Annotated in this window: 14 protein-coding genes; 8 read left to right on the top strand and 6 right to left on the bottom strand. The window is 36.7% G+C overall.

Annotated elements, in window-relative coordinates:
- Window positions 1-13 precede the first annotated feature (13 nt).
- On the bottom strand, window positions 14-658 hold the full coding sequence (locus IPM14_08440) for a hypothetical protein (GenBank protein ID MBK9098129.1): 645 nt from the start codon (window positions 656-658) through the stop codon (window positions 14-16).
- Window positions 659-774: 116 nt separating this feature from the next.
- Between IPM14_08440 and IPM14_08435 the strand changes: the two genes are divergently transcribed.
- On the top strand, window positions 775-3,936 hold the full coding sequence (locus IPM14_08435) for an exodeoxyribonuclease V subunit gamma (GenBank protein MBK9098128.1): 3,162 nt from the start codon (window positions 775-777) through the stop codon (window positions 3,934-3,936).
- A gap of 106 nt (window positions 3,937-4,042) precedes the next feature.
- On the opposite strand, the gene IPM14_08430 is transcribed toward IPM14_08435, so the two are convergent.
- A complete protein-coding gene (locus IPM14_08430) occupies window positions 4,043-6,619 on the bottom strand; it encodes a T9SS type A sorting domain-containing protein (protein MBK9098127.1) in 2,577 nt (858 codons plus the stop codon).
- A 371-nt stretch (window positions 6,620-6,990) separates the two neighbouring features.
- Between IPM14_08430 and IPM14_08425 the strand changes: the two genes are divergently transcribed.
- The 7 genes from IPM14_08425 to IPM14_08395 all read left to right on the top strand — a co-directional run bounded on the left by IPM14_08425 (window position 6,991) and on the right by IPM14_08395 (window position 15,485).
- Complete coding sequence (locus IPM14_08425) at window positions 6,991-8,946, top strand: T9SS type A sorting domain-containing protein (protein MBK9098126.1); 1,956 nt, start codon at window positions 6,991-6,993, stop codon at window positions 8,944-8,946.
- A 101-nt stretch (window positions 8,947-9,047) separates the two neighbouring features.
- Window positions 9,048-9,524 (top strand): transcription elongation factor GreA, encoded by a 477-nt coding sequence (greA, locus tag IPM14_08420; protein ID MBK9098125.1) that lies wholly within the window; start codon window positions 9,048-9,050, stop codon window positions 9,522-9,524.
- 203 nt (window positions 9,525-9,727) lie between these two features.
- Window positions 9,728-11,101, top strand: coding sequence for a tRNA lysidine(34) synthetase TilS (gene tilS, locus IPM14_08415; protein ID MBK9098124.1), 1,374 nt, complete (start codon window positions 9,728-9,730; stop codon window positions 11,099-11,101).
- Window positions 11,098-11,655, top strand: coding sequence for a hypoxanthine phosphoribosyltransferase (hpt, locus tag IPM14_08410; GenBank protein ID MBK9098123.1), 558 nt, complete (start codon window positions 11,098-11,100; stop codon window positions 11,653-11,655). Before tilS ends, hpt begins: the two co-directional genes overlap by 4 nt.
- Before the next feature lie 8 nt (window positions 11,656-11,663).
- Window positions 11,664-13,742: an ATP-dependent zinc metalloprotease FtsH gene (gene ftsH, locus IPM14_08405; GenBank protein ID MBK9098122.1), complete on the top strand. Its 2,079-nt coding sequence runs from the start codon at window positions 11,664-11,666 to the stop codon at window positions 13,740-13,742.
- Window positions 13,729-14,397: a dolichol kinase gene (locus IPM14_08400; protein ID MBK9098121.1), complete on the top strand. Its 669-nt coding sequence runs from the start codon at window positions 13,729-13,731 to the stop codon at window positions 14,395-14,397. The genes ftsH and IPM14_08400 overlap by 14 nt, the downstream gene beginning before the upstream one ends.
- A gap of 2 nt (window positions 14,398-14,399) precedes the next feature.
- A complete protein-coding gene (locus tag IPM14_08395; GenBank protein MBK9098120.1) occupies window positions 14,400-15,485 on the top strand; it encodes a DUF4837 family protein in 1,086 nt (361 codons plus the stop codon).
- On the opposite strand, the gene IPM14_08390 is transcribed toward IPM14_08395, so the two are convergent.
- The 4 genes from IPM14_08390 to IPM14_08375 all read right to left on the bottom strand — a co-directional run bounded on the left by IPM14_08390 (window position 15,482) and on the right by IPM14_08375 (window position 21,041).
- Window positions 15,482-17,410 carry a DUF2723 domain-containing protein gene (locus tag IPM14_08390; GenBank protein ID MBK9098119.1) on the bottom strand — a complete coding sequence of 643 codons (1,929 nt, stop codon included), beginning with the start codon at window positions 17,408-17,410 and terminating at the stop codon, window positions 15,482-15,484. The genes IPM14_08395 and IPM14_08390 overlap by 4 nt on opposite strands.
- Before the next feature lie 3 nt (window positions 17,411-17,413).
- On the bottom strand, window positions 17,414-19,942 hold the full coding sequence (locus IPM14_08385; GenBank protein ID MBK9098118.1) for a hypothetical protein: 2,529 nt from the start codon (window positions 19,940-19,942) through the stop codon (window positions 17,414-17,416).
- Window positions 19,909-20,271: a hypothetical protein gene (locus IPM14_08380; GenBank protein MBK9098117.1), complete on the bottom strand. Its 363-nt coding sequence runs from the start codon at window positions 20,269-20,271 to the stop codon at window positions 19,909-19,911. Before IPM14_08380 ends, IPM14_08385 begins: the two co-directional genes overlap by 34 nt.
- Before the next feature lie 128 nt (window positions 20,272-20,399).
- Complete coding sequence (locus tag IPM14_08375; GenBank protein MBK9098116.1) at window positions 20,400-21,041, bottom strand: hypothetical protein; 642 nt, start codon at window positions 21,039-21,041, stop codon at window positions 20,400-20,402.
- Between the last annotated feature and the right edge of the window lie 41 nt (window positions 21,042-21,082).

Genomic DNA, 21,082 nt, shown 5'->3' with positions numbered 1-21,082 from the left:
AGCTGAAAAAAATTTAATACATAAAGCCGAAGTTGATCGTGATGAAGAAACCTCCAAGATAGCTTTTGTATCTGCCTTTGAGAATTTCCACACCTTCATCGAGGAATTGTGTGTAGTAATAACGCATGTTAATACCGATAAGATTTTTTTGATCCAGACCAAAATTAGCTCCAAATCCAACATAACCTCCGACAGCATAATGAGGTTGTGCGTACGAAAAGGCTCTGAAAAATTCTTCAGCGTATGGAGTTGTTAATGCGATTGTCGGTCCAATGCCAGCACTAATATAAGGACGCAAATTATCGGTTAATTCTTTTTCGAAAAATCTGTACTGTGCACCGATTGTAAACGGAATCTGGAATACTCGGTTTTGTTTACCAAAAGTAAATGTCTGTCCGTAAATATCGATGTATTCGACTTCTCTTTCATCTTTAGCTTCTGAAATGGAAACATCACCGAACACAGTTAAATTTGTACTGATTTGTCTTCTGTAAAATCCGCCAAAGCCAAACCCGCTTTCACCGATGAGCAAATCGAATCCAAGAGCATTATTCGGAAAATTCAAAGGCGGCTTTGATGATACGAGTTCTCCAATTTCCTGTGAAAACAGAAAAGTAGTTGGAATTATGAACAATATTAAAAATATTAAACGGTGCATATTATCTTAAATTTCTGATTCTAAAATAATCAACCTTTTTTCAGAATCAACAGCAAATTACTGGGTTAAATTAAATATTCTCAACACAAAATGATTTTTTATAAACTTCTACCAAAATGATTCTTACAAAACACAAAATAGAAAAAGTCGATGTTGATTTTTTAATCAATTCTAAATTGAGCGAAGGACGAATAAATGAAGTACTTTTCATCGTACCGACAAAACGGAAAATCCGTTACCTGACCCGCGATCTTATTTCTTTAAGCCCGGGTAATTCGCTTTCGGGATTAAAAATAGAAACCATCGGTTCTTTTTCGGAAAAGATGCTTACAGAAGTTGAAGGCAATATTAACCAGGTAAGCGAACAGGCTGCAATTCTTTTGCTGAATCACAGTTTCAAAAAGACAAACCTGAAATATTTTTCACAATACAGAGACCAGATTCCATTCGGTACGCTCGAGCGAGTGAAGAATGTAATTTCAGAATACAAAAGGCACGGGATTTCTCCTGAGCGACTTAAGCAGGAAGCTAAAAACCTTTCTGGCGGAGAAAAACTAAAAGCAATTGACATGACAGAAGTTTACAATGATTATCAGGAAACACTTCTGAAAAATAATTTGATGGAAGCAGGCGATGTTTATTCATCTCTGAACAGTAAAGAAAAAAAATATTTTGATGATGCATTCTATTTCAATTACTCTAGCTGCAAATATGTATTAGTTAACGGATTTGATGAATTCACTGCACCTGAAGTTGAAATTATTAACTCTGCTTCAGGTGTCGCCGATGTTGAACTTTTTGTTATCCTTGATTATTACAAATACAACCCGCTGGTCTTTTCCCATCTGAATGCCTGCCATGATAATTTTGTCGCCAAAGGATTTAAAGAAGTCAAAGATATTTCACCAACAACTCAATCAAGGTTTTTAAACATAGTTAGAGAAAATTTATCGATAAGAATTCCTGAGAAAAAGGAACATGACTTCAAAGATTCAATTAGTTGTATCAACTCTTTAAATAGAGAAGAAGAAGTTGAGCTCATTGCAAAGGAAATCAAAAAACTGCTGGTTAATGAAAAAGTCGAACCGGAAAAAATTTGTGTCGTCTTTAACCTGATTGGAAATTATTCTGCAATTATCAGGGACAGGTTCAATGTCTATGGAATTCCTTTTAACCTGACCGACCGATTTTCTCTTAGCACTTCACCTCCTGTTAAAGCACTGGTTAGTTTTCTCGAAATCCTCGAGAACGATTTTTACTATAAAAATATTTTCCGTGCATTAAGCAGTGAATTTTTGGGAGGATTGAAAGTTGATGTATCCAACCTGCTTAAAATTTCAGCAGAACTGAAAATTGTTTCCGGATACGAAACCTGGTCGAATAAAATTAATGCGAAAATCACTGAAATGATTTCTGCAGATGATCCGTCAGTCAAATCTGAAACAAAGATTAAAAATTATAAATCTGCATTTAGTGAACTTGAAAAAATAAATAGCCAGCTCAAGCCATTCGCATTAAAACTTACTCCGACTGAATTCCGGGAAAATATTCTTTCGCTGATTTTCAATCTGGATTTGCCTGCAATACTGCTCAACGCTCCATCTGATGTTGTTGAGTATGATACTATCGCATTTAATTCTTTTGTTAAATTGATTGATGAAATAACCGGCCTGATTGAGCTAGAGTACGGCAGTAAAGAAAAATTTTCTCTGCATTTTTATCTAAATCAGATAAGAACCACTGCAGCTTTTACAAGATATAATATTTCTGAAAAACCGGGTTACGGAGTTCAAATAACAACACTAAATGAAATCCGCGGACTAAACTTTGATCATCTTTTTATCGGCGGATTGAACGACGGCGATCTGCCGACACGATTTACACCTGAAATATTTTTCTCAGGTTCTTTTGCAAGAGAGGAAATTCGCCATCAGGTTGAGCAGCGATATTTATTTTACCAGGCTTTGTGTACCTGGAAGAAAAAATTATATCTGAGTTATCCACAGACGGATGGCAAAAGAGAACTTGTCCAGTCAAGTTTCCTGCAGGATTTTAATTCGTTGTTTGAATCAAGATTGATCAGCAGTGATGATTTTAAAAATGAAATTTATTCAAAAGAAGAGCTGCTTCAATTTATTGGAACTCTCCCCGAAGAAGAAAGAATAAAACTAAGCCTTGCTGATGAAACGGGATTAGATATAACGGCAATTGATAATGAAATAAAAATTGACAGGAGAAGATTTGAAGATCCGTTTGGTGAATCCGAGTACACAGGATTTATCTCACCTGAAATAAATGAAGAAGTCAAAAAGAAACTGACAGAAGTAACAGAAGCTGAATTCTCTGCAACTCAGCTTGAGAATTATGCAAAGTGTCCTTATAAATATTTTGTCGAGAATATTCTCAAGCTCGAAACTGTAGTTGAACCTGTGGAAGAGCTTGAAGCATTTGAGTACGGCAGTCTTATTCATTCAATTCTTTATGAATTTTATTCGGCATTGAAGAAAAATGGGATTGCATTGTTCAATTGTTCTGAAGAAGACTTTAAAAAAGCAGAAGTGCTTCTCTTTAAAATAGCGGAAAGCAGATTTGATAAGCTCCAGCTTAATCCTGAAGTTTCTTTTTATGAGCGGGAGAAGCTTCTCGGCATCAATGGTATCAAAAGAGAATCTATTCTGTATAAATTTTTGGAAGAGGAAAGAAAAAGTGACGGCGGCTACGTACCTGAATTTTTTGAAATGAGCTTTGGAGATGTTCGTAAAGAGGAGGGAAGTCCCGAAAAATCCAAAGAAGCAATAAGTACAGGCAAAATAAAACTGAGAGGCAAAATAGACAGGATCGATATCAACAGAGATAACAAAACATTAAAGGTTGTTGATTACAAACTTGGAGGAACAAAGCCGACTTCTGAGGAACTCTCCAGTGGAATTTCATTGCAACTTCCGCTGTATCTTTTTGCTGCCAAAGAATTAATTAAACGTGAACTTCAAAGCGAATACCGACCCGCTGGTGCACAAATATTTTCTTTAAAGTTTAGTGAAGGTGATTTTGGCAAAAAAAATATCAACTTGAAATCAAAAAGATCTAAAACGGAAAACACTGAAGAGAACATTTCCTCTGCCGAAGAAATGATAAAAATTTGTCTGGAAATGGTTGATAAATTCACCGGAGATATTTCACGAGGTAAATTTCATCTTTCAACACTTCAAAACCGGGAAGCTAAAGTTTGCCGCTTCTGCGATTTTAAAAGAATCTGCAGAATTCAGGAAGTGGATTGAGTTAAAATATTGAAGGAAATAAAAAGGTAAGTGATTAACTCGCTTCTACTGACCTCTCCCTTAGTCCCTCTCCTTAGCAAGGAGAGGGAAACAGGGTGAGGTTTTCTTACTTGATTAAAACCATCTTCTTCGTTGAAACGAACGAACTGCCATCAACACCATTAGCGCTGATTGTGTAATAATAAATTCCGTTCGAAAGATCAGATGCATCAAAGTTTATTTCGTGATTTCCGATACTATAGTCTCTGTTTGTCAGCTCGTCAACTTTTTCACCCAATGTGTTGAACAATTCAATTGCCACACGGGAATCAACCGGCAGTGAGAACTTGATCATCGTAGATGGATTGAATGGATTTGGATAGTTCTGCGAAAGATTGAACACCTGCGGTCCTTCAACTTCAGCTTCAACTATATTTGAATAAGTGAACGAGCCATCAAAATCAACTTGCTTCAACCTGTAATAATATGTTCCTGCTATATTGATATTATCAACATATTCATAATCGTTGACTTCTGTTGTTGTTCCTTTTCCGTTTACAAAAACAACTTCATGGAAATTAATTTTATCTGTGCTTCGCTCAATAGAAAATCCTGAGTTGTTGTTTTCTGTGGCAGTTGTCCATTTAAGAAGTATTCCATTCTGAGTATTCAACGCAAAGAATGCAGTCAGTTCAACCGGAATAAAATCTTCAATCGTAAAATTTGTATTTGAAAGATCAAAGAAAACGTTGCCAACGGCTTCTACTTTTATTCTTGCCTGTGTTGTCGGAATATTCGGAAGGAAAATATCCTCTGAGCCATCGTTTGCAGTATTTGCTGCGAGAACTTCAGTAAAATTATTTCCGCCGTCAGTTGAAAGCAAGATATTTACTTGAGTTACATTAACAGGCGCAACGCTAGTATTAGCAACATCCCAGGTTACAGTGTTCACTGTATTACCAAGCCAGTTAACATTTGTGTTTGGCTGTGTGACAAGGAAAGGTCCAGCTGTATTTGTAACATTTATCGCCTGCATCTGAGCATAATTTACTCCACCACCACCAGCTCGGTTATCACGAACGGTTAATCTGAAAGTCAGCGTGCGAGTATACGTTGGTAGAATTTCTCCGATAGTCTGTGTATTACTTAATATGTTTGAAAGTTTCGGGAAATATCTGTAAGGAACATCAACCGGGTCGAAAGATCTGAATATCGGTGCATTGCCTGAAGGTGAATTCGGATGTCCTGCAGGTCCGAGATCAAATTCTTCCCAGCAATAAGTTAGTGGATCACCATCTGGATCTATTGCTGAACCTGTCAGCATAAACGGGGTGCTGATTGGAATTGTAAATCCTCCAGCAGGAACTGTAACGGTTGGTTCACCGTTTCCTGTATTGGTTATGACCGGACAGAAATTTCCGTTTCCAACTGTTGTATAGTTCACAATCTCCACAAAATTAATATTATGAAAATAATCATCACTGTTGTTCTGAAGATTTTGCGGTGAACAGATTCCTGCATAAGCCATAATTGTACTTCCGCTTCCCGGTTCATAAGCTGTCGAAGCATTTCTGTTTCCACCGCTGCACGCTCCTGCGCTTCCGTTGAATGAATGGTTTCCACCGTACTGATGTCCCATTTCGTGAGCAACGTAATCTATGTAAAACGGATCTCCGATTGGCTGCGGTAAACCGGTTACTCCTCTTGCTTTAAATCCTCCTGCACATACAACACCTAAATAAGCAACACCACCACCGCCGGTACTGAACACGTGTCCAATATCATAATTTGCACTTCCAATAACTGCATCGAGATTGGTTTGATTTTGAGAGAGCATTGCAAATCCATCATTATTGGTATATGGATCAGTAGTAGGATTTGTGTAAATGATAAGATCGTTATTTGCAATGAGTATCATTCTTACAGCAAAATCATTTTCATAAACTCCTGTAACACGATTTAGAGCAGTAACAACAGCAGCCAATCCCTGTGGAACGGTACCGCCGTGAAAAATTGTATATTCACCTGTAGTTGCAATTGCAGTCCGGTAAGTTCTCAATTGGGGACCAGTCATTACAAAAGGATTTTCTGCAACTAATTGTCTGATATGATCACCAAATTCTGAATCAGCTCCTAAAAGTGTGCATTCAAGACTTAATCTTTCTTCTGTTGGGATATGATTTTTCTTATAATAAGAAATGTAATAACGTGTTTCTCCAAGTGAATATGGATCTATATAAACTGTGCCTTCAGTAGAAAAAATTATTGCGTGAAATCCTGCCGGTGTGATATCAAAACGAACCCGTGCATCAGAATCTTTACCAGTTCCTTGTCCAAGAAAAGTTTTTATCTGCGGATATTTAACTGCAAGCTCTTCTTCCATGACAGGCGATTCAACAACTCTGAAAGTTGCGAATGAATTATCGGGCAATGGTAAGCTTAGCAAAAATCCTGAGTTACTTACACTTGTTGAACTCTCTTGTGGAACTTGAGCCAGAGCAGCTAATAGACTCTGCAAATCAAGTTCAAGTGTTCTGTATGATTCCGGAATAATATATCGTGTTCCATTCGTAACTAATCCTGTTTCAGAAATATCATCCCACAATTCGGAAAAGCTCTGCTGAGCATTTACTGCAGTTGTGGAAATCATAAATATGCTTATCAAAAAATATGAAAGGCTTTTGACGGAAAGTTTTAATCGCATTGATTCTCCTGATTAATAAATTATAATTTGAATTAAACTGTTGGCAAAATACCTAGCGCAAATTTGTTTGTCAATTAGCAAGCTTAATTATTGCCAGGTTTATTATAATTTAAAAAGTCATAGTCTTTAAACGGTAAATTATAATAAATACTGTATGTCATTCCGGTCAAGCGAAGCGAAGAACCGGAATCCAATACCAAAGTTTTTCCTGGATTCCGTGTCAAGCACGGAATGACAACGAAATTATTGCGAAAGCCTCTTCCTTCGATGGTAATCGTCAACTTCTGACATTCGGTAAAGAATCGGTGTTTGAATTGACTGATTATCACTTATTTTTGGCTTCACAATTATTTTTAAAAAGCGGGAATAAAATGTTCAAACAAATCTTCACTGTTGTTCTTTTGTTATCTTCTCTTCTTATCGCTCAGGAAAATTACAGACCCTGGATTAAAAGCGAAAGGGAAAGACACTCACGATCAATTCAAATGGCAAAAGTTATGTATCCGGGCGATACCAAAATTGATGTCACTTACTACGGACTGGACTTAAAGGTAACCTACAACCCAAACTATATTTCTGGAAATGTAACTATTGGTGTAAAGTCGGATACATCTTCACTCAACAACTGCTTCCTCGATCTGAGAAGCTTTCTTATTGTTGATTCGGTATTATTAAACAATACTACTGCACAATACACACATTCTAATAATAAAATTAATATTACATTAGATCATACTTATACTCAGGGAGAACCCTTTACTCTGAAAGTATATTATCGCGGTGTTCCCGACGGTACTGGTTTCGGCGGATTCTTCTTTGGAACACATCAAGGCACACCTGTAATAGGATCTTTAAGTGAATCTTACAGCGGTCCGTACTGGTGGCCGCAGAAAGATACTCCCGGCGACAAAGCCGATTCATCAGATGTTTGGATTACAGTTGCTGATAACTTAGTTCCTGTTTCCAATGGTTCGCTTGAGAGTATTGTGAACAATGGAAACGGCACTCACACATATCACTGGAAAAATCATTACACGATTGCCAACTACCTGATTTCTCTCGCAATCACAAACTATACACAGTACGATACTTACTACCATTACGGACAATCAGATTCGATGGTAATAACGAATTTTATCTATCCTGAAAATTTTAATTACGTAAAACCATTTGTAGATGAAACCGACGAGATGATAGAAGTATTTGCTCAGCGGTATGGTGAGTATCCTTTCATCCAGGAAAAATATGGACACGCAGAATTTCAATGGGGCGGGGCAATGGAACATCAAACCTGTACTTCAATGGGTTTCTGGGGATCGGGAGTTATTTCTCACGAACTTGCTCACCAGTGGTACGGTGATATGATTACCTGCGCTGACTGGCATAACATCTGGCTTAATGAAGGCTTTGCAACTTACTCCGAAGCAGTTTATGTCGAAGCAAAAAGCGGAAAGGCAGCATACAATACCCAAATTATCGGAGATATGAATGCAGCAAGAAACGCTCAGGGAACTTTATGGGTTCAGAATATCGAAGATGAATGGGAAATTTTTGATGGGAACAGAACTTACGCTAAAGGCGGTTGCGTTCTTCATATGCTGAGAGGTGTCGTCGGTGATTCAACTTTCTTTGATATTATGAGAGCTTATAGTTCTGATCCGTCAGTATCTTATGGTGTTGCGACAACTGAAGACTTCCAGGCAATTGCTGAAAGTGTTTATGGTCAGAGTTTAAATTATTTCTTCCAGGAATGGGTTTATGGTGAAAATGAACCGACTTATTCCGTGGGCTGGAATAAATCATTTGTAAGCGGTGATATTTATAATATTTCACTGAATATTAACCAGGCTGTAAATTCAAATCCTTCTTTCTTTACAATGCCTGTGCAGATCAGGATTAATACTACTCTCGGAGATACAACCGTTACTTTGTTTAACAATGCGCAGACTCAGAATTTTCAATTCCAGGTTGTTGGAAATCCGGGGTCAATTGTATTTGATCCCGGTAACTGGATTCTGAAAAACAATACGATCATTACTGAAGTTGAAGATATAAACCAGCCATTCAGTTATAGTCTTGAACAGAATTATCCGAATCCTTTCAATCCAAATACGGTGATCAGTTATCAGTTACCTGTGACCGGTAATGTTATGCTGAAGGTTTACGATGTTCTCGGGAATGAAGTTGCAACACTTGTAAACGGACAGGTTGAAGCTGGCAAGCACAAAGTAGAATTTGATGCAAGCAATCTGAACAGTGGCGTTTACTTTTACAAAGTCGAAAGCGGCAGTTTTTCTGACACAAAGAAAATGATACTATTAAAATAATCGTGTCTTGATTTCATAAAATCAAATCCTTAATTTTGTTCTGCCACTGTCTCAATAATCGGGACGGTGGCTATTTTTTTTATCAAATCAAAAGGATAGAAATGGCAGAAGGAAACTTTGTATATCTCACACGGGAAAGAATTGTCGAGATTGAAAAAGAATTAAAAGAAATGAAAACCAACGGCAGGAAAGCAATGGCTGAAAAAATTGCTGAAGCCCGTGCCCACGGTGATCTTTCTGAAAATGCTGAATACGATGCCGCAAAAGAAGAACAAGGTTTATTCGAGCTGAAGATTGCAAAGATGGAAGATATGCTTTCACGTGCGCGAGAAATTGATCCTTCACAATTCGAAGAAGGAAAAGTCCACATTCTGTCCAGGGTAAAAATCAAAAACCTGAAGAACGGAAAAACATTTGATTACCTGCTCGTCTCTCCCGAAGAAGCGGATTTCCAGGAAGGAAAAATTTCCATCACTTCGCCTGTAGGAAAAGGTTTGCTCGGCACTAAAGCCGGTGATAAAGTTAAAATTCAGGCACCTGCAGGTATACTTGATTATCAGATTTTAGAAATAAGTTGAATTTTCAAGATTATTAATCGTTAAAAGTGTTTTGTCGTTCTTTCCCTGCCTGTCCGACAGGCAGGTTGCCCAGAATCTGACAATATATCGAATCAGATTCCGGACTCTCCGGCAATTGCCGGATCGCTGGAATGACGTAAATATTAAAAATCTTTGAAAATTCTATTTACATAAGATTGTGAGTTCAATTCATTTCCACATTAATGACAAAAACCATCGAACAAAAAGCGCTCAGGTTTATTGATGAAAATCATCTGATTGAACCAGGTGATAAAATTCTTGTTGCTCTAAGCGGTGGGGCAGATTCTGTTTTCCTTCTCTCATTTCTACTGAAATTTAAAAAACGATTCCGAATTGAATTAGCTGCATTCCATTTGAATCATAAACTTCGCGGTAAATCCGCTGACGCCGATGAGAAATTCAGCAAAGATTTTTGTGCGAAAAATAATGTACCGTTTGTAAGTGTTTCAAAAGATGTGAAAGCAAATGCAAAGCAATCGAAATTATCAATCGAGGAAGCTGCAAGAAAAATCCGTTATCAGGAATTACAAAAAGCTGCCGTTAAACTTGGCTGCAATAAAATTGCAACTGCGCACAACGCAAGCGATAAGGTTGAAACTATACTTCTGAATTTATTTAAAGGTGCGGGATTAAAGGGATTGTCCGGCATTCCTTTGAGAAGAGAAAATATTATTCGTCCGATTATTTGCATCAGTGCAGATGAGATCAGAAAATATCTTCATCATAATAAAATTACTTTCCGGCTGGATGAAAGTAATCTTGAATCTGAATATGAAAGAAATTTTCTACGGAACGAAATCATTCCAAAACTGAAAAGAAAAATTAATCCTCACCTTGAACAGAAAGTCAGCAGCACATCTAAAATAATTTCTGAAATAAGTGCGTTCGTTGATAATGAAGTAAAAAGGTTGAGCAAAACTGCTGTGAAGAATATTAAGGAAGATCTTCGAATTAATCTAAAGGCAATTTCAAAACGTGATAAAAGTTTTCTTGGAATCTTCTTTAAATATGTTATTGAAGAAAATTTCAATATTGAGTTATCCTCAAAGAACATAAACGATCTTCTGAATCTGATTAGGTCGCAAACCGGAAAATCAATCCATCTAAAAGAAAAAGTATCTGCATTCAGGGAAAGAGATGAATTGGTTATCGGAAGAAAACTCATCACGAAGAAAAATACTCCAGTTGTTATGACTATCGGACAGGAAGTTGAGCTTAACGGAAAAATAATTTCAATTGAAGAAGTAAACAGGAAAATGATTAAGTTCACCAGCAACAAATTAGTTGAGTTTATTTCCGGCGATGGATTGAAAGAAAAGTTTGAAATTAGAAAATGGAAAGCCGGTGATAAGTTTCAGCCGTTTGGTATGAAAGGCAGAAAAAAAATTTCTGATTTTCTTTCAGATATAAAAACATCATCCGCAGAAAAGAAAGATCATCTTGTTTTAACAAGCTTAGGAAAAATTGTCTGGGTAATTGGTCTTCGCATTGACGAGAGATTTAAGGTAACTCCGAAAACAAAAAAGATTCTTAAACTAACTTTATCAAAAAAATGACTTCACCTGAAAAACTTGTGATAGGCAAAGATGAGTTTGTCCCGCTTCTGACCGAAATGCAGATTCAAAACAGAATTAAAGAGCTTGCGGAACAGATTTCTTCAGATTATAAATCGACTCTGCCTGTCTTCATTGGTGTATTAAATGGTTCATTTCTTTTTATGTCCGATCTGATTAGATATCTGAACATCGATTGCGAAATTGATTTCTTCAAGCTTTCGAGTTACGGTGATGCAAAAATCTCATCCGGAAATGTGAAGCTGCTCAAAGAGCTCAATTGTGAAGTGAATGACCGGGACATTATCATTGTTGAAGATATTGTTGATACTGGACTTTCAATCAAGTATATCGAGGAACTTTTTTCCGAAAAAAGCCCGAATAGCATGAAGGTCGTCTCACTTCTAGTGAAGCCCGGAAGCCTGAAATTTGACGTGAAAATTGATTATATTGGCTTCAAAATTCCTGATAAATTCGTAATTGGTTATGGTCTGGACTTTGCTCAGAAATACCGGAATTTACGTGGAATTTACGTTTTAAATGATAAAGGAGAATAAACTTTTTAATGAATATTGATTTTAAGAAATTTTTTATGGCTGATAACAACGAAAATAAAAAGCCTCCAAAACCACCGAAGGGTTCAGGTCCTAACAAACCGGATGATAACTTCGATTGGTCGAAAGTGCTACGCATGGTTTTTGGATGGGGCGCAGTAATTGTTGCGGCAATAATTGTTATGCAGGTTTTCAGAACTACGCAGGAACAATTTGTTGATATTCCTTTTGCTGAATACCGCCGCCTGCTGAATGAAACGGATAAAATAAAAGAAGCTACGATCACTAAGTCTGATATTAATGATTATTTCTTCCGTGCTGAATTAACTTCAGAAACTTCAATCAACATTAATGGAACGGCCACAAAAGTAACCGCAATTTCTGTTTACATACCTGAGCCGATAATCAAAGAAGAGGAAACTCTCTGGAAAGAAAAAGGAATAACATATTCATTTGACAAACAGTCAAGTGAATGGCTGAATATCCTTCTCGGATTTCTTCCCTGGCTTCTGATCATTGCAATCTGGATAATTATTATGAGAAGGATGCAGGGACAAAGCGGTGGCTCAAGAGGAATTTTTTCGTTTGGGAAAAGTAAAGCTAAGTTGATAAGTCAGTCCAGTCAGCGTGTAACCTTTCGTGATGTTGCCGGTGCAGATGAAGCAAAAGTTGAGTTGCAGGAAATAATTGAATTTTTAAAAGAGCCTTCCAAGTTTCAGAAGCTTGGAGGAAAAATTCCTCGTGGAGTACTTTTACTTGGACCTCCGGGAACAGGTAAAACTCTTCTTGCACGAGCCGTTGCAGGAGAAGCCGGCGTTCCGTTTTTCTCAATCAGCGGTGCAGATTTCGTTGAGATGTTTGTTGGTGTTGGTGCAAGTCGTGTTCGTGATCTTTTTGAACAGGGAAAAAAGAACGCTCCCTGTATAATTTTTATTGATGAAATTGATGCGGTTGGAAGACATCGTGGTGCAGGTCTCGGCGGAGGTCATGATGAAAGAGAGCAGACTCTCAATCAATTGCTTGTTGAGATGGATGGTTTTGAACAAAACAGCGGTGTTATAATCATTGCTGCTACAAACAGGCCGGATGTTCTTGACCCAGCATTGTTAAGACCGGGAAGATTTGACCGTCAGGTTGTTGTTGACAGACCCGATGTAAAAGGAAGAGAAGGAATTCTCAAAGTTCATACAAGAAATATTCCGCTTGAGGAAAAAGTAAATCTTGAAGTGCTTGCGAAGGGAACTCCCGGATTAGCAGGTGCAGAACTAGCCAATCTTGTTAATGAAGCAGCTCTTCTTGCCGCAAGAAAGAATAAGAAAAAAGTTGAAATGTCAGACTTCGAAGAAGCAAAAGATAAAGTGATGATGGGAATGGAACGAAAGAGTATGATTATTTCCGAAGAAGAAAAGAAAACCACTGCATATCATGAGATTGGTCACGTTCTCGTTGCAAGAATGATTCCCGAAGCTGATCCTGTTCACAAAGTAACAATTATTCCGAGAGGTCGTGCGCTCGGTGTTACGAGTTACCTCCCGATTGATGAAAAGCATACTTACTCAAAAGAATATCTTGAAGCAGTAATCACTTACGCGCTTGGCGGCCGTGCTGCTGAAAAAATTGTTTTCGATCATTACACAACCGGTGCTGGAAACGATATTGAAAAAGCTACCAACATTGCACGTAAGATGGTATGTGAGTGGGGGATGAGCGATAAGATGGGACCGATGAGCTACGGTGCGAAAGAGGAAGAAATTTTCCTTGGAAGAGAAATACAGAAACATCGTGATTACAGCGAAAAGACTGCAATCGAAATTGATGAAGAGGTACGTGGTATCATAAATAATGCAATGGGCCGTGCCGAGAAAATTTTGAGAGAAAATATCGACCTACTTCATAAACTTTCAAAGGAACTTCTCGAACGCGAAATTCTCGATTCCGAGGAAATTGAAAGAATTATAAAAGGCGAAGAGCTTCCTCCTATACCGGAAATTAAAGAGCCGAAAAAGGAAGACGAAATTCCAGAGCATGTTAAAGTGATGATGCAGCAGCGAAAGCAGAAGGATGCTCCTGTAAAAGATGACGCCAATTGATAACGGTACTATTCAGTACAGAGATGAATTATTCCGTAAACTGATTCATCTTACTTCGCTGTCAATTCCCATTGTTTATTATTTCATTACTGTCGAAACTGCGGCTACCATTCTTGCTATTCTTGCAGTAGTTGCTTTAATAATTGATCTCGGCAGATACCTTCATCCTGAAACAGGAAAAGTTTTCTACAAGATTTTTGGCTTTTTACTGCGCGAGCATGAACTCGATCACAAAAAGAAAAATCTAAACGGTGCTACATATGTTTTAATTTCCGCACTTATAAGCGTGTTGATATTTCCCAAAGTTATTTTCATCACAGCATTTTCAATATTGATAATAAGCGATTCGGCTGCGGCGTTGATAGGCAGAAAATTCGGCAGACATAAATTCCTCTCCAAAAGCTTGGAGGGAACTTTAACCTTTTTTATTAGTGCATGTATTGTGATTTTATTTACTCCTAAAATCGGCAGCTTCACAGAAGAATATATAATAGGTTTTATTGCTGCGTTTGTTGGTTCAATAGTGGAAAATATTTCATTCAAATTAGTTGATGATAATTTATCAATCCCGCTTTCAGTTGGATTCACAATGTGGGGATTGTACCTTGCTATGCTGCCGAACCTGGAATTAACTCTTTCAAACGTACCGAGGTAGTTATGAAAAAAATTTTGTTAATTATGATAGTCACAATTTTAACTCTGATGATTTCCTGTGATTCGCAGAAGCCAGCCAAAGGTTTCGAAGATGAAATATATGTTGTGGCAGATTCAGTGGAATATGAACAATTACTTCCCGCTTTGCAGGCGACTTTTGAAAAAGAAATTTACACGCCTCAACCTGAAAAATTATTCACCCTAAAAAGAATGAATGTATCTCAAATTGAAAAAAATCAGCGGACTAAAAATATTATTATTGCTGCACCGCTAAACTCCGGAAGCAGAACCTCTCAGTATATTCAGGCTATTGTTGATTCATCTGTAGAAAACAAGTTGGCTTCCGATTCAAATTTTGTAGCTTATAAATATGACCTTTGGGCTAAGAGTCAGATTGTAGCAGTGCTTTCTGCAAACACAATTGAGGAGCTTAATAAAAAGATTCTGAATAATGCAGACGATATTCTATATAACTTTCAAAAAAAATCTGATGAAAGATTATTCAATAATTTATACAACCCGACATACGAGCGTGAAGACATTGAAGGAAAATTTCTGCGTGATTACGGCTGGGTTATTTATGTTCAAGCCGATTACGTTGTTGCAGTTGAAAAACCCGAAGATAAATTTATCTGGCTTAGAAGATCACCGGGCACAGAAATGGAACGCTGGATATTCATTCACTGGATTGATAATGCGACTCCGGATTATATGTCACAGGATTCGATAAAGGTTATCAGGAACAGGGTAACGAAAAAATATTATCAAACAAGCGATGATGCATCGCACGTGGTAGTTGCATCAGATAATTTTGTAGTAAATGAAATTAATTTTAACGGTCGGTATGCTCTGTTCACCCAGGGTTTATGGGAACTTAATATTAAAGGAATGGGCGGACCCTTTGTAAATTATTTTTTCTATGACGAAAATACTCAGCGGATTTATATGATCGATGGTTCTATTTATGCGCCGAGATATTACAAACGAAACCTTATCCAGCAGATGGATGTTACGCTTCAATCATTCAGAACTAAAGCTGAACTTACAAAGGAGAGAATTACAGAATTACTCGAAGCAATTGAAGACTAATTCTTCAACACTTCCAGCAGAGCGGGATGAAGCTTAAATCCCGGAAGATCTTTCTGGATTTTTTTCAGATAAATTTTTGCTCTGTCTGTTCTTCCGAATTTAACTTCATAAAAAGCACGGTTGGATAACATCTTCCCAACCATATTTTCTATTGTTTCAATATAAACATTTCTGTTAGACCAGAACCGTATTTGAAAATCAGGATCTGGTGCCGGAACATATTCATCTCCCTGAACAACTTTGTAGAAAAATAAATGAGGAACGAGTGTATAGCCTTCCGGTAATCTGAATTCACCGCGCTGCATTTCCTGATCAAAAAGTTCAGGGGCAATGAAATAATCCCTGCTGCTCACATTTGTCTTGATTAGATTGCTCATTATTGCTTTGTACAAATTCTCTAAAAGTGTGGGATTGAAATTTTCATCTCTTTCAAACGGTTGAAGTGCGACAAGAAACTGATTGACTTCGTTTTGAACACCCTTTAAAATATCCGGATCTTGATTTTCAATTTGCTTGTAATACCAAGATCTTCGCAGTAATTCTTTATCGATAACCGTAACATCTCTTCTGTAATCCTCAACAAACTGATAATAATAAGAAGCCGAAATAAAGTAATCCCACTGGTAGCTGAAGATAATCGAGTTTTCAGGAACGGTATTCAGAACAGCTTTTGTGTAATCTTCATAAGTGTAAACATTGCTTTGATTGACTTCTCTGAAATTGAAGAAGAGTTGAATCGCAAGAACAATTCCTAACCCGGTGAGTGCATAATTCTTCGGAATATTTTTCATTTCTAAAAACTTGAGCGCACCAAATGCCGCTGAGAATGAAATCATCACAAAGGCGAGGAGAAAATACGAATCGATATCGTGGATATCGTAGTTAATTGAATAAAATAAAGTGAAGAGAAATGTTATCAGAATAAATAAGCCTAAAGATCTTGATTTGAATAAAGAAACAAACAATCCAAACAATGCGAGTATTAATCCAACGAAAAATTCAAATGGAAGAATACTCCAGAAATGGCTAAACTGTTTTCCGGCTGAATCGAACGAAGTGAACAACCAAACCTGGTATTGTCTGCCGGTTACGTGACGATAAATTCTTTCCCAATCAATTGGATTTCCCCAATTCAATATTGGATTCTGCGAAGCTCTCAATGGCAGATAGGAATAAACCACAACAAGAACGACAATGAAAAGTGCAATCATCAATGTTAATTTTTTGAAGCTGGCTGAATTGAATTTGTATCTCGAGAAATACAGATAGGCTGTTCCGGGAAGTATCATCAAAGTTGTAAGATGATTTGTAAACCCAAGAGCAAGGAAGAAAGCAAATAGTAGCCAGTTCGTCAGCTTATCATTCTCAAAAGAATTTACGTATGCTTTCAAAAGAAAAAGAATGATGAGAGAAATCAGAAGCAAGTGGAGCGAATAAACTTCCACCGAAGTGCTCTGAAACCAGAATGTCCTGCTGAATGCAAGCGTCAATCCTCCAAATACTGCTGCAAGTAATTTGAAGTTTTCTGGAATGTCAATTTGTTTCTCAGTAATAGTCTGATCTTTCGCTTTCTTCTTGTCCTTCTTTGTTGATTCTTTAGATGAACTTTTCTTTTTGAATACAGCAAGATTATCAAGACAATATTTTATTGTATAAGTGAAAACTCCAACTCCGGCACTGCAATAAATTGCTGCAAGAATATTCAGCTGAAATATCTTTGAAAAGGGAAGAGGAATCAACGAAAATAAATAACCAATCATCGTGAACAATGGATAACCGGTCGGGTGCGCGATTCCAAGTGTGGCCTGAACCGCCGAAAGCTCACCGGAATCTATCTGCACAACTGAAGGTGCAAGCGTGAACAAGTAAACTATAAATGTAAAAAGTGCTGTGACGAGGTAGAAATATTTCTTTACAAAATTCATTTTCTATTTTTTCCGGATGATTGCAGAATAACTCTCTCTATTGAATTGAAGAACAGAATTTATTTTTTTCTTTAACGATGCACCGTTTTCAATTTTCATAAACCGAGCAAGCTTATCAAACTTTTTTTCTTCAGTCGATAACTTTGACGAACTGCTGCTGAAAGCAAGCTGATTAAAAATTTCTAAATTCTTAATGAAAATGTAATTATCGGCAAGCTCATTTAAAACTTTTTTATGCTTCGATTTACCCGAAAGTGTATCTAAGATTGTTGAAATGGATTTACCGGTAAACAATGCTGCCAATCCAGAATCTGACAAAATAAGATAGTGCGCAATGTATTCAACATCACTCAAGCCACCGGCACTTTTCTTAAGGTCAACCAATCCCATTTCAGCAGGAAAACTTGATATTGATTTTGATCTGATATCGTTTATGCCTTTAATGATTTCCTCAGGATTTAATTTTGCTACTCTTTTCTGAAATGTTTTCAGAAGTCTCATAAAAAGCTTTTCATCACCACTTACATAACTTGCTTTCAGAAATGATTGAAGTTCCCAGATCCTGGCCCGGATGTCCAGGTATTCAGTGTATTTATCAAAATCCCACACGAGCTGACTGCTTGCACCTTCGGGTCGCAATCTGCAATCAACTGAAAATGGTGCAAGTTCTGTTTTTAATTTAGCAAGCAGCTCCTGAAAATCATTTTGGACTTTTAAGTACTTGCCAGAATTCTTTACAGCAAAAATCAAATCAACGTCTGAAGCAAATGTCATTGTTTCTGTTCCTGTGCTTCCGAGAACAATAATCAAAAAATCTTCTTCCCACTTTTTCTTTTTACTGAATTCATCTGAGACCGAGCTTATCTTTTGCCTAACTGATTCACTCAACAATTTTGATGCGATCTCAGGTTCGATGAGTTTAATTGCTAATTGCACTGCGAGTCTGAACAAACTATTTTTTAAACGGATTGTTTTGGCTTCACTCAATATAACTTCGCTCAGAAAATCCCTGCTCAAAAATCCTTCTCTGAGAATTTTATCTTCTGCAAAAAGATCGATAACCAACTGCGAATTTTCACACAACTGCAAAAAGATTTTTAGAAAATTTTCATTAGTGAATTCTTTATACCAGATAGAAGGAAAGTCGGCTTGCTTTATTACACGAACAAAATTTGAAAGACACAGATCAGGGTTATTCGATTTGAGTAAAAAGTTATTAATGACTTCTTCAATCTTAGCGAATGCTTCTAGCGTTGATTTATCAAATTTACGACTTACTGTTAAACCTTTTCCTTCTCTCAAAAAAGTAACATCAGATTCTGCTCTCTGAGGATTAATGAATTTGATCTGACTGAAAATATATTGTTTATCCTGGGATTTTTTTGTTTCTCCGAGAATAGAATTATAAATATCCCGGACATCTTTTCTAAAAGTTTGAACTTGGTCCTTGAATTCTTTCAGTGATTTGAAACCGAGAAAATGACTTAACTTTTCCACGATTTCTCCACTCTCCGGAATGGTGTGCGTTTGAGTATTATTCATCAATTGCAGGAAGTGCTCGATTCTCCTGTAAAAAATATATGCTTCGCGGAGCGTCTTATTCTCAGATTTTTTTAGAAGTTTTGAACTCTCTAATTTTTCCAGTGCAATCAATGTGTTACCCGTTTTTAGAGATGGATTTTTTCCGGCATTCAAAAGTTGAAGTGCCTGAGCAACAAACTCTATATCTCTTATTCCACCAGCGATTGTTTTAATGTTTCCTGACTCTTCGCTTTCACGTTCAATAATTTTTCGAAGCCTTTTCATCTGCTCAATTGGTGAAACAAAATGAACGGCAGGATAAATAAATCTGTCAATGTATTTTATGAATTGCGAATAAAGCTTTTCACTTCCTCCAAGAAATCCTGCTTTAATTAACATCTGTCTCTCCCAATCGCTTCCTCTGCTTTCGTAGTAATCAAGATATTCCTGCAGACTTCTGCATGACGATGAACTTTTACCATCAGGTCTTAATCGAAGATCAATTCTGTACAAACTTCCCGCTTCTGATGATGTACACTTCTCAAGAAATAACTGAATTGTCTCCGATAGAATTTCACTATAATATTTACTCCCAACAAACTTTTTTTCTTTTAAGGATTTCCGACCACCAACCCCCAACAACCCACTACCAACTTCGCTATCTTCATCGTAGAAGATTATAATGTCAATGTCAGAACTATAATTCAATTCACCACCGCCGAGCTTACCGAGTGAAATTATACAATACTCTTGCTTTACTTTTGCAATTTTGTATTTATTGAGAATGAGCTGGTAGCAGCTTTCAAATAATTTACTGGTTAAAGTTGTTGCAAGAATTGAAAGTTCAGAGGTTATTTCTTGAACTTCTGCCTGACCAAAAATATCTTTCAATCCAATCCTGAGTATTTCTCTTCTCTTGATAGAATTGAGTGCGTGAGTTTTTGCGTCGAGTGAATTATATCGTAAAATTCTTTCTTCTACTTCAGCATCAAATACTTCTTTATCCAGCATTGAATTAAGAATTGATGAATCAGTAACGAGATAAAAAACTCCGGATTGATAACGAGTATATCGCTCAAATAATTACTGTTAGAGGCAATGCTTACAAGTATTTCAACATAATGAGGATAACGAAGACATTCGCTGAGGAAAAAGAATTTGTCAAACATTCCATTGATTATTCTCAGCAAGTTTGATTCAGATGAATGTGTGAAGTAATGTTTTTTTATTTCTGAAGAGAAAAGTTTTATCAGGCGTTCAAAATCCTGCGGCGGAAGTGCACCGGCAGAAAAGCCGGCAAGCTTATTTATGAAATCATCAGATAAAGTTTTTAATCGCAAATGAATTGAACTCTTAAATTCAAATAATCAATTATTACTCAAATTTAAGGATAAATGGGCTTGTTAGTACATTATTATGATGTATTCTCGAGAAGCTGTTTGAATTTAGAATAAAATTTTAGAATTATCTAATTATATAATCCAAAATACCAATTGCCTTTAAATGTATTATCGACTGTTGTTTCATTAATAAAAAGTGTATCTGAATTCTCAATCAGAGAATGTACTCTGAAATTCCAACCTTTTAAATAATGACAATTAATTTTATTAATGCTTGTTTTTGTTCCTCCTTGATTAATACAATCTCCGGTAACTGTTAATTCTCTGTCAGAGTAAAGTAAGCTAGTTATATATTCTCCGCCAGCTGGATATTCATCAAAAGACTTTTCGGAACAATATATAAATCCAATTTTAATATTATTTTTATAAAGGATATAAGATGAATGAGGATAGATAAGAGCGGAACTATCACTGATTATGTTTGTAGTACATCCATTAATGTTGTTAAGAAGGAAATCTGGGGGTTCTTCAAGTTCGATTTCAAAACTACCGTCTGACTCAATTGCACCAGATGAAATTACTATAATAGAATCGCCGGTCGGTCTTATAATGTATACTCTATCGAGACGTATTACTACACTATCACCTAAATTATAATTCTCTAATTGTCCTTTCAATCTTTTTAAGGAATATTCGTTTGGCTCTATCACTGAATCTGAACAGTAATGAAATAAGAAGATCGAACTAAAGATTATAGCAAGATATTTCATATTTCCCCCATAATTAGTCAATAAAAAATATTTTTCATTTG

The organism is bacterium (assembly GCA_016716565.1).
GTDB lineage: Bacteria > Bacteroidota > Ignavibacteria > Ignavibacteriales > Ignavibacteriaceae > IGN2.
The sequence above is the reverse complement of the archived record's forward strand: the minus strand, read 5'-3'. Positions and strand labels throughout refer to the sequence as shown.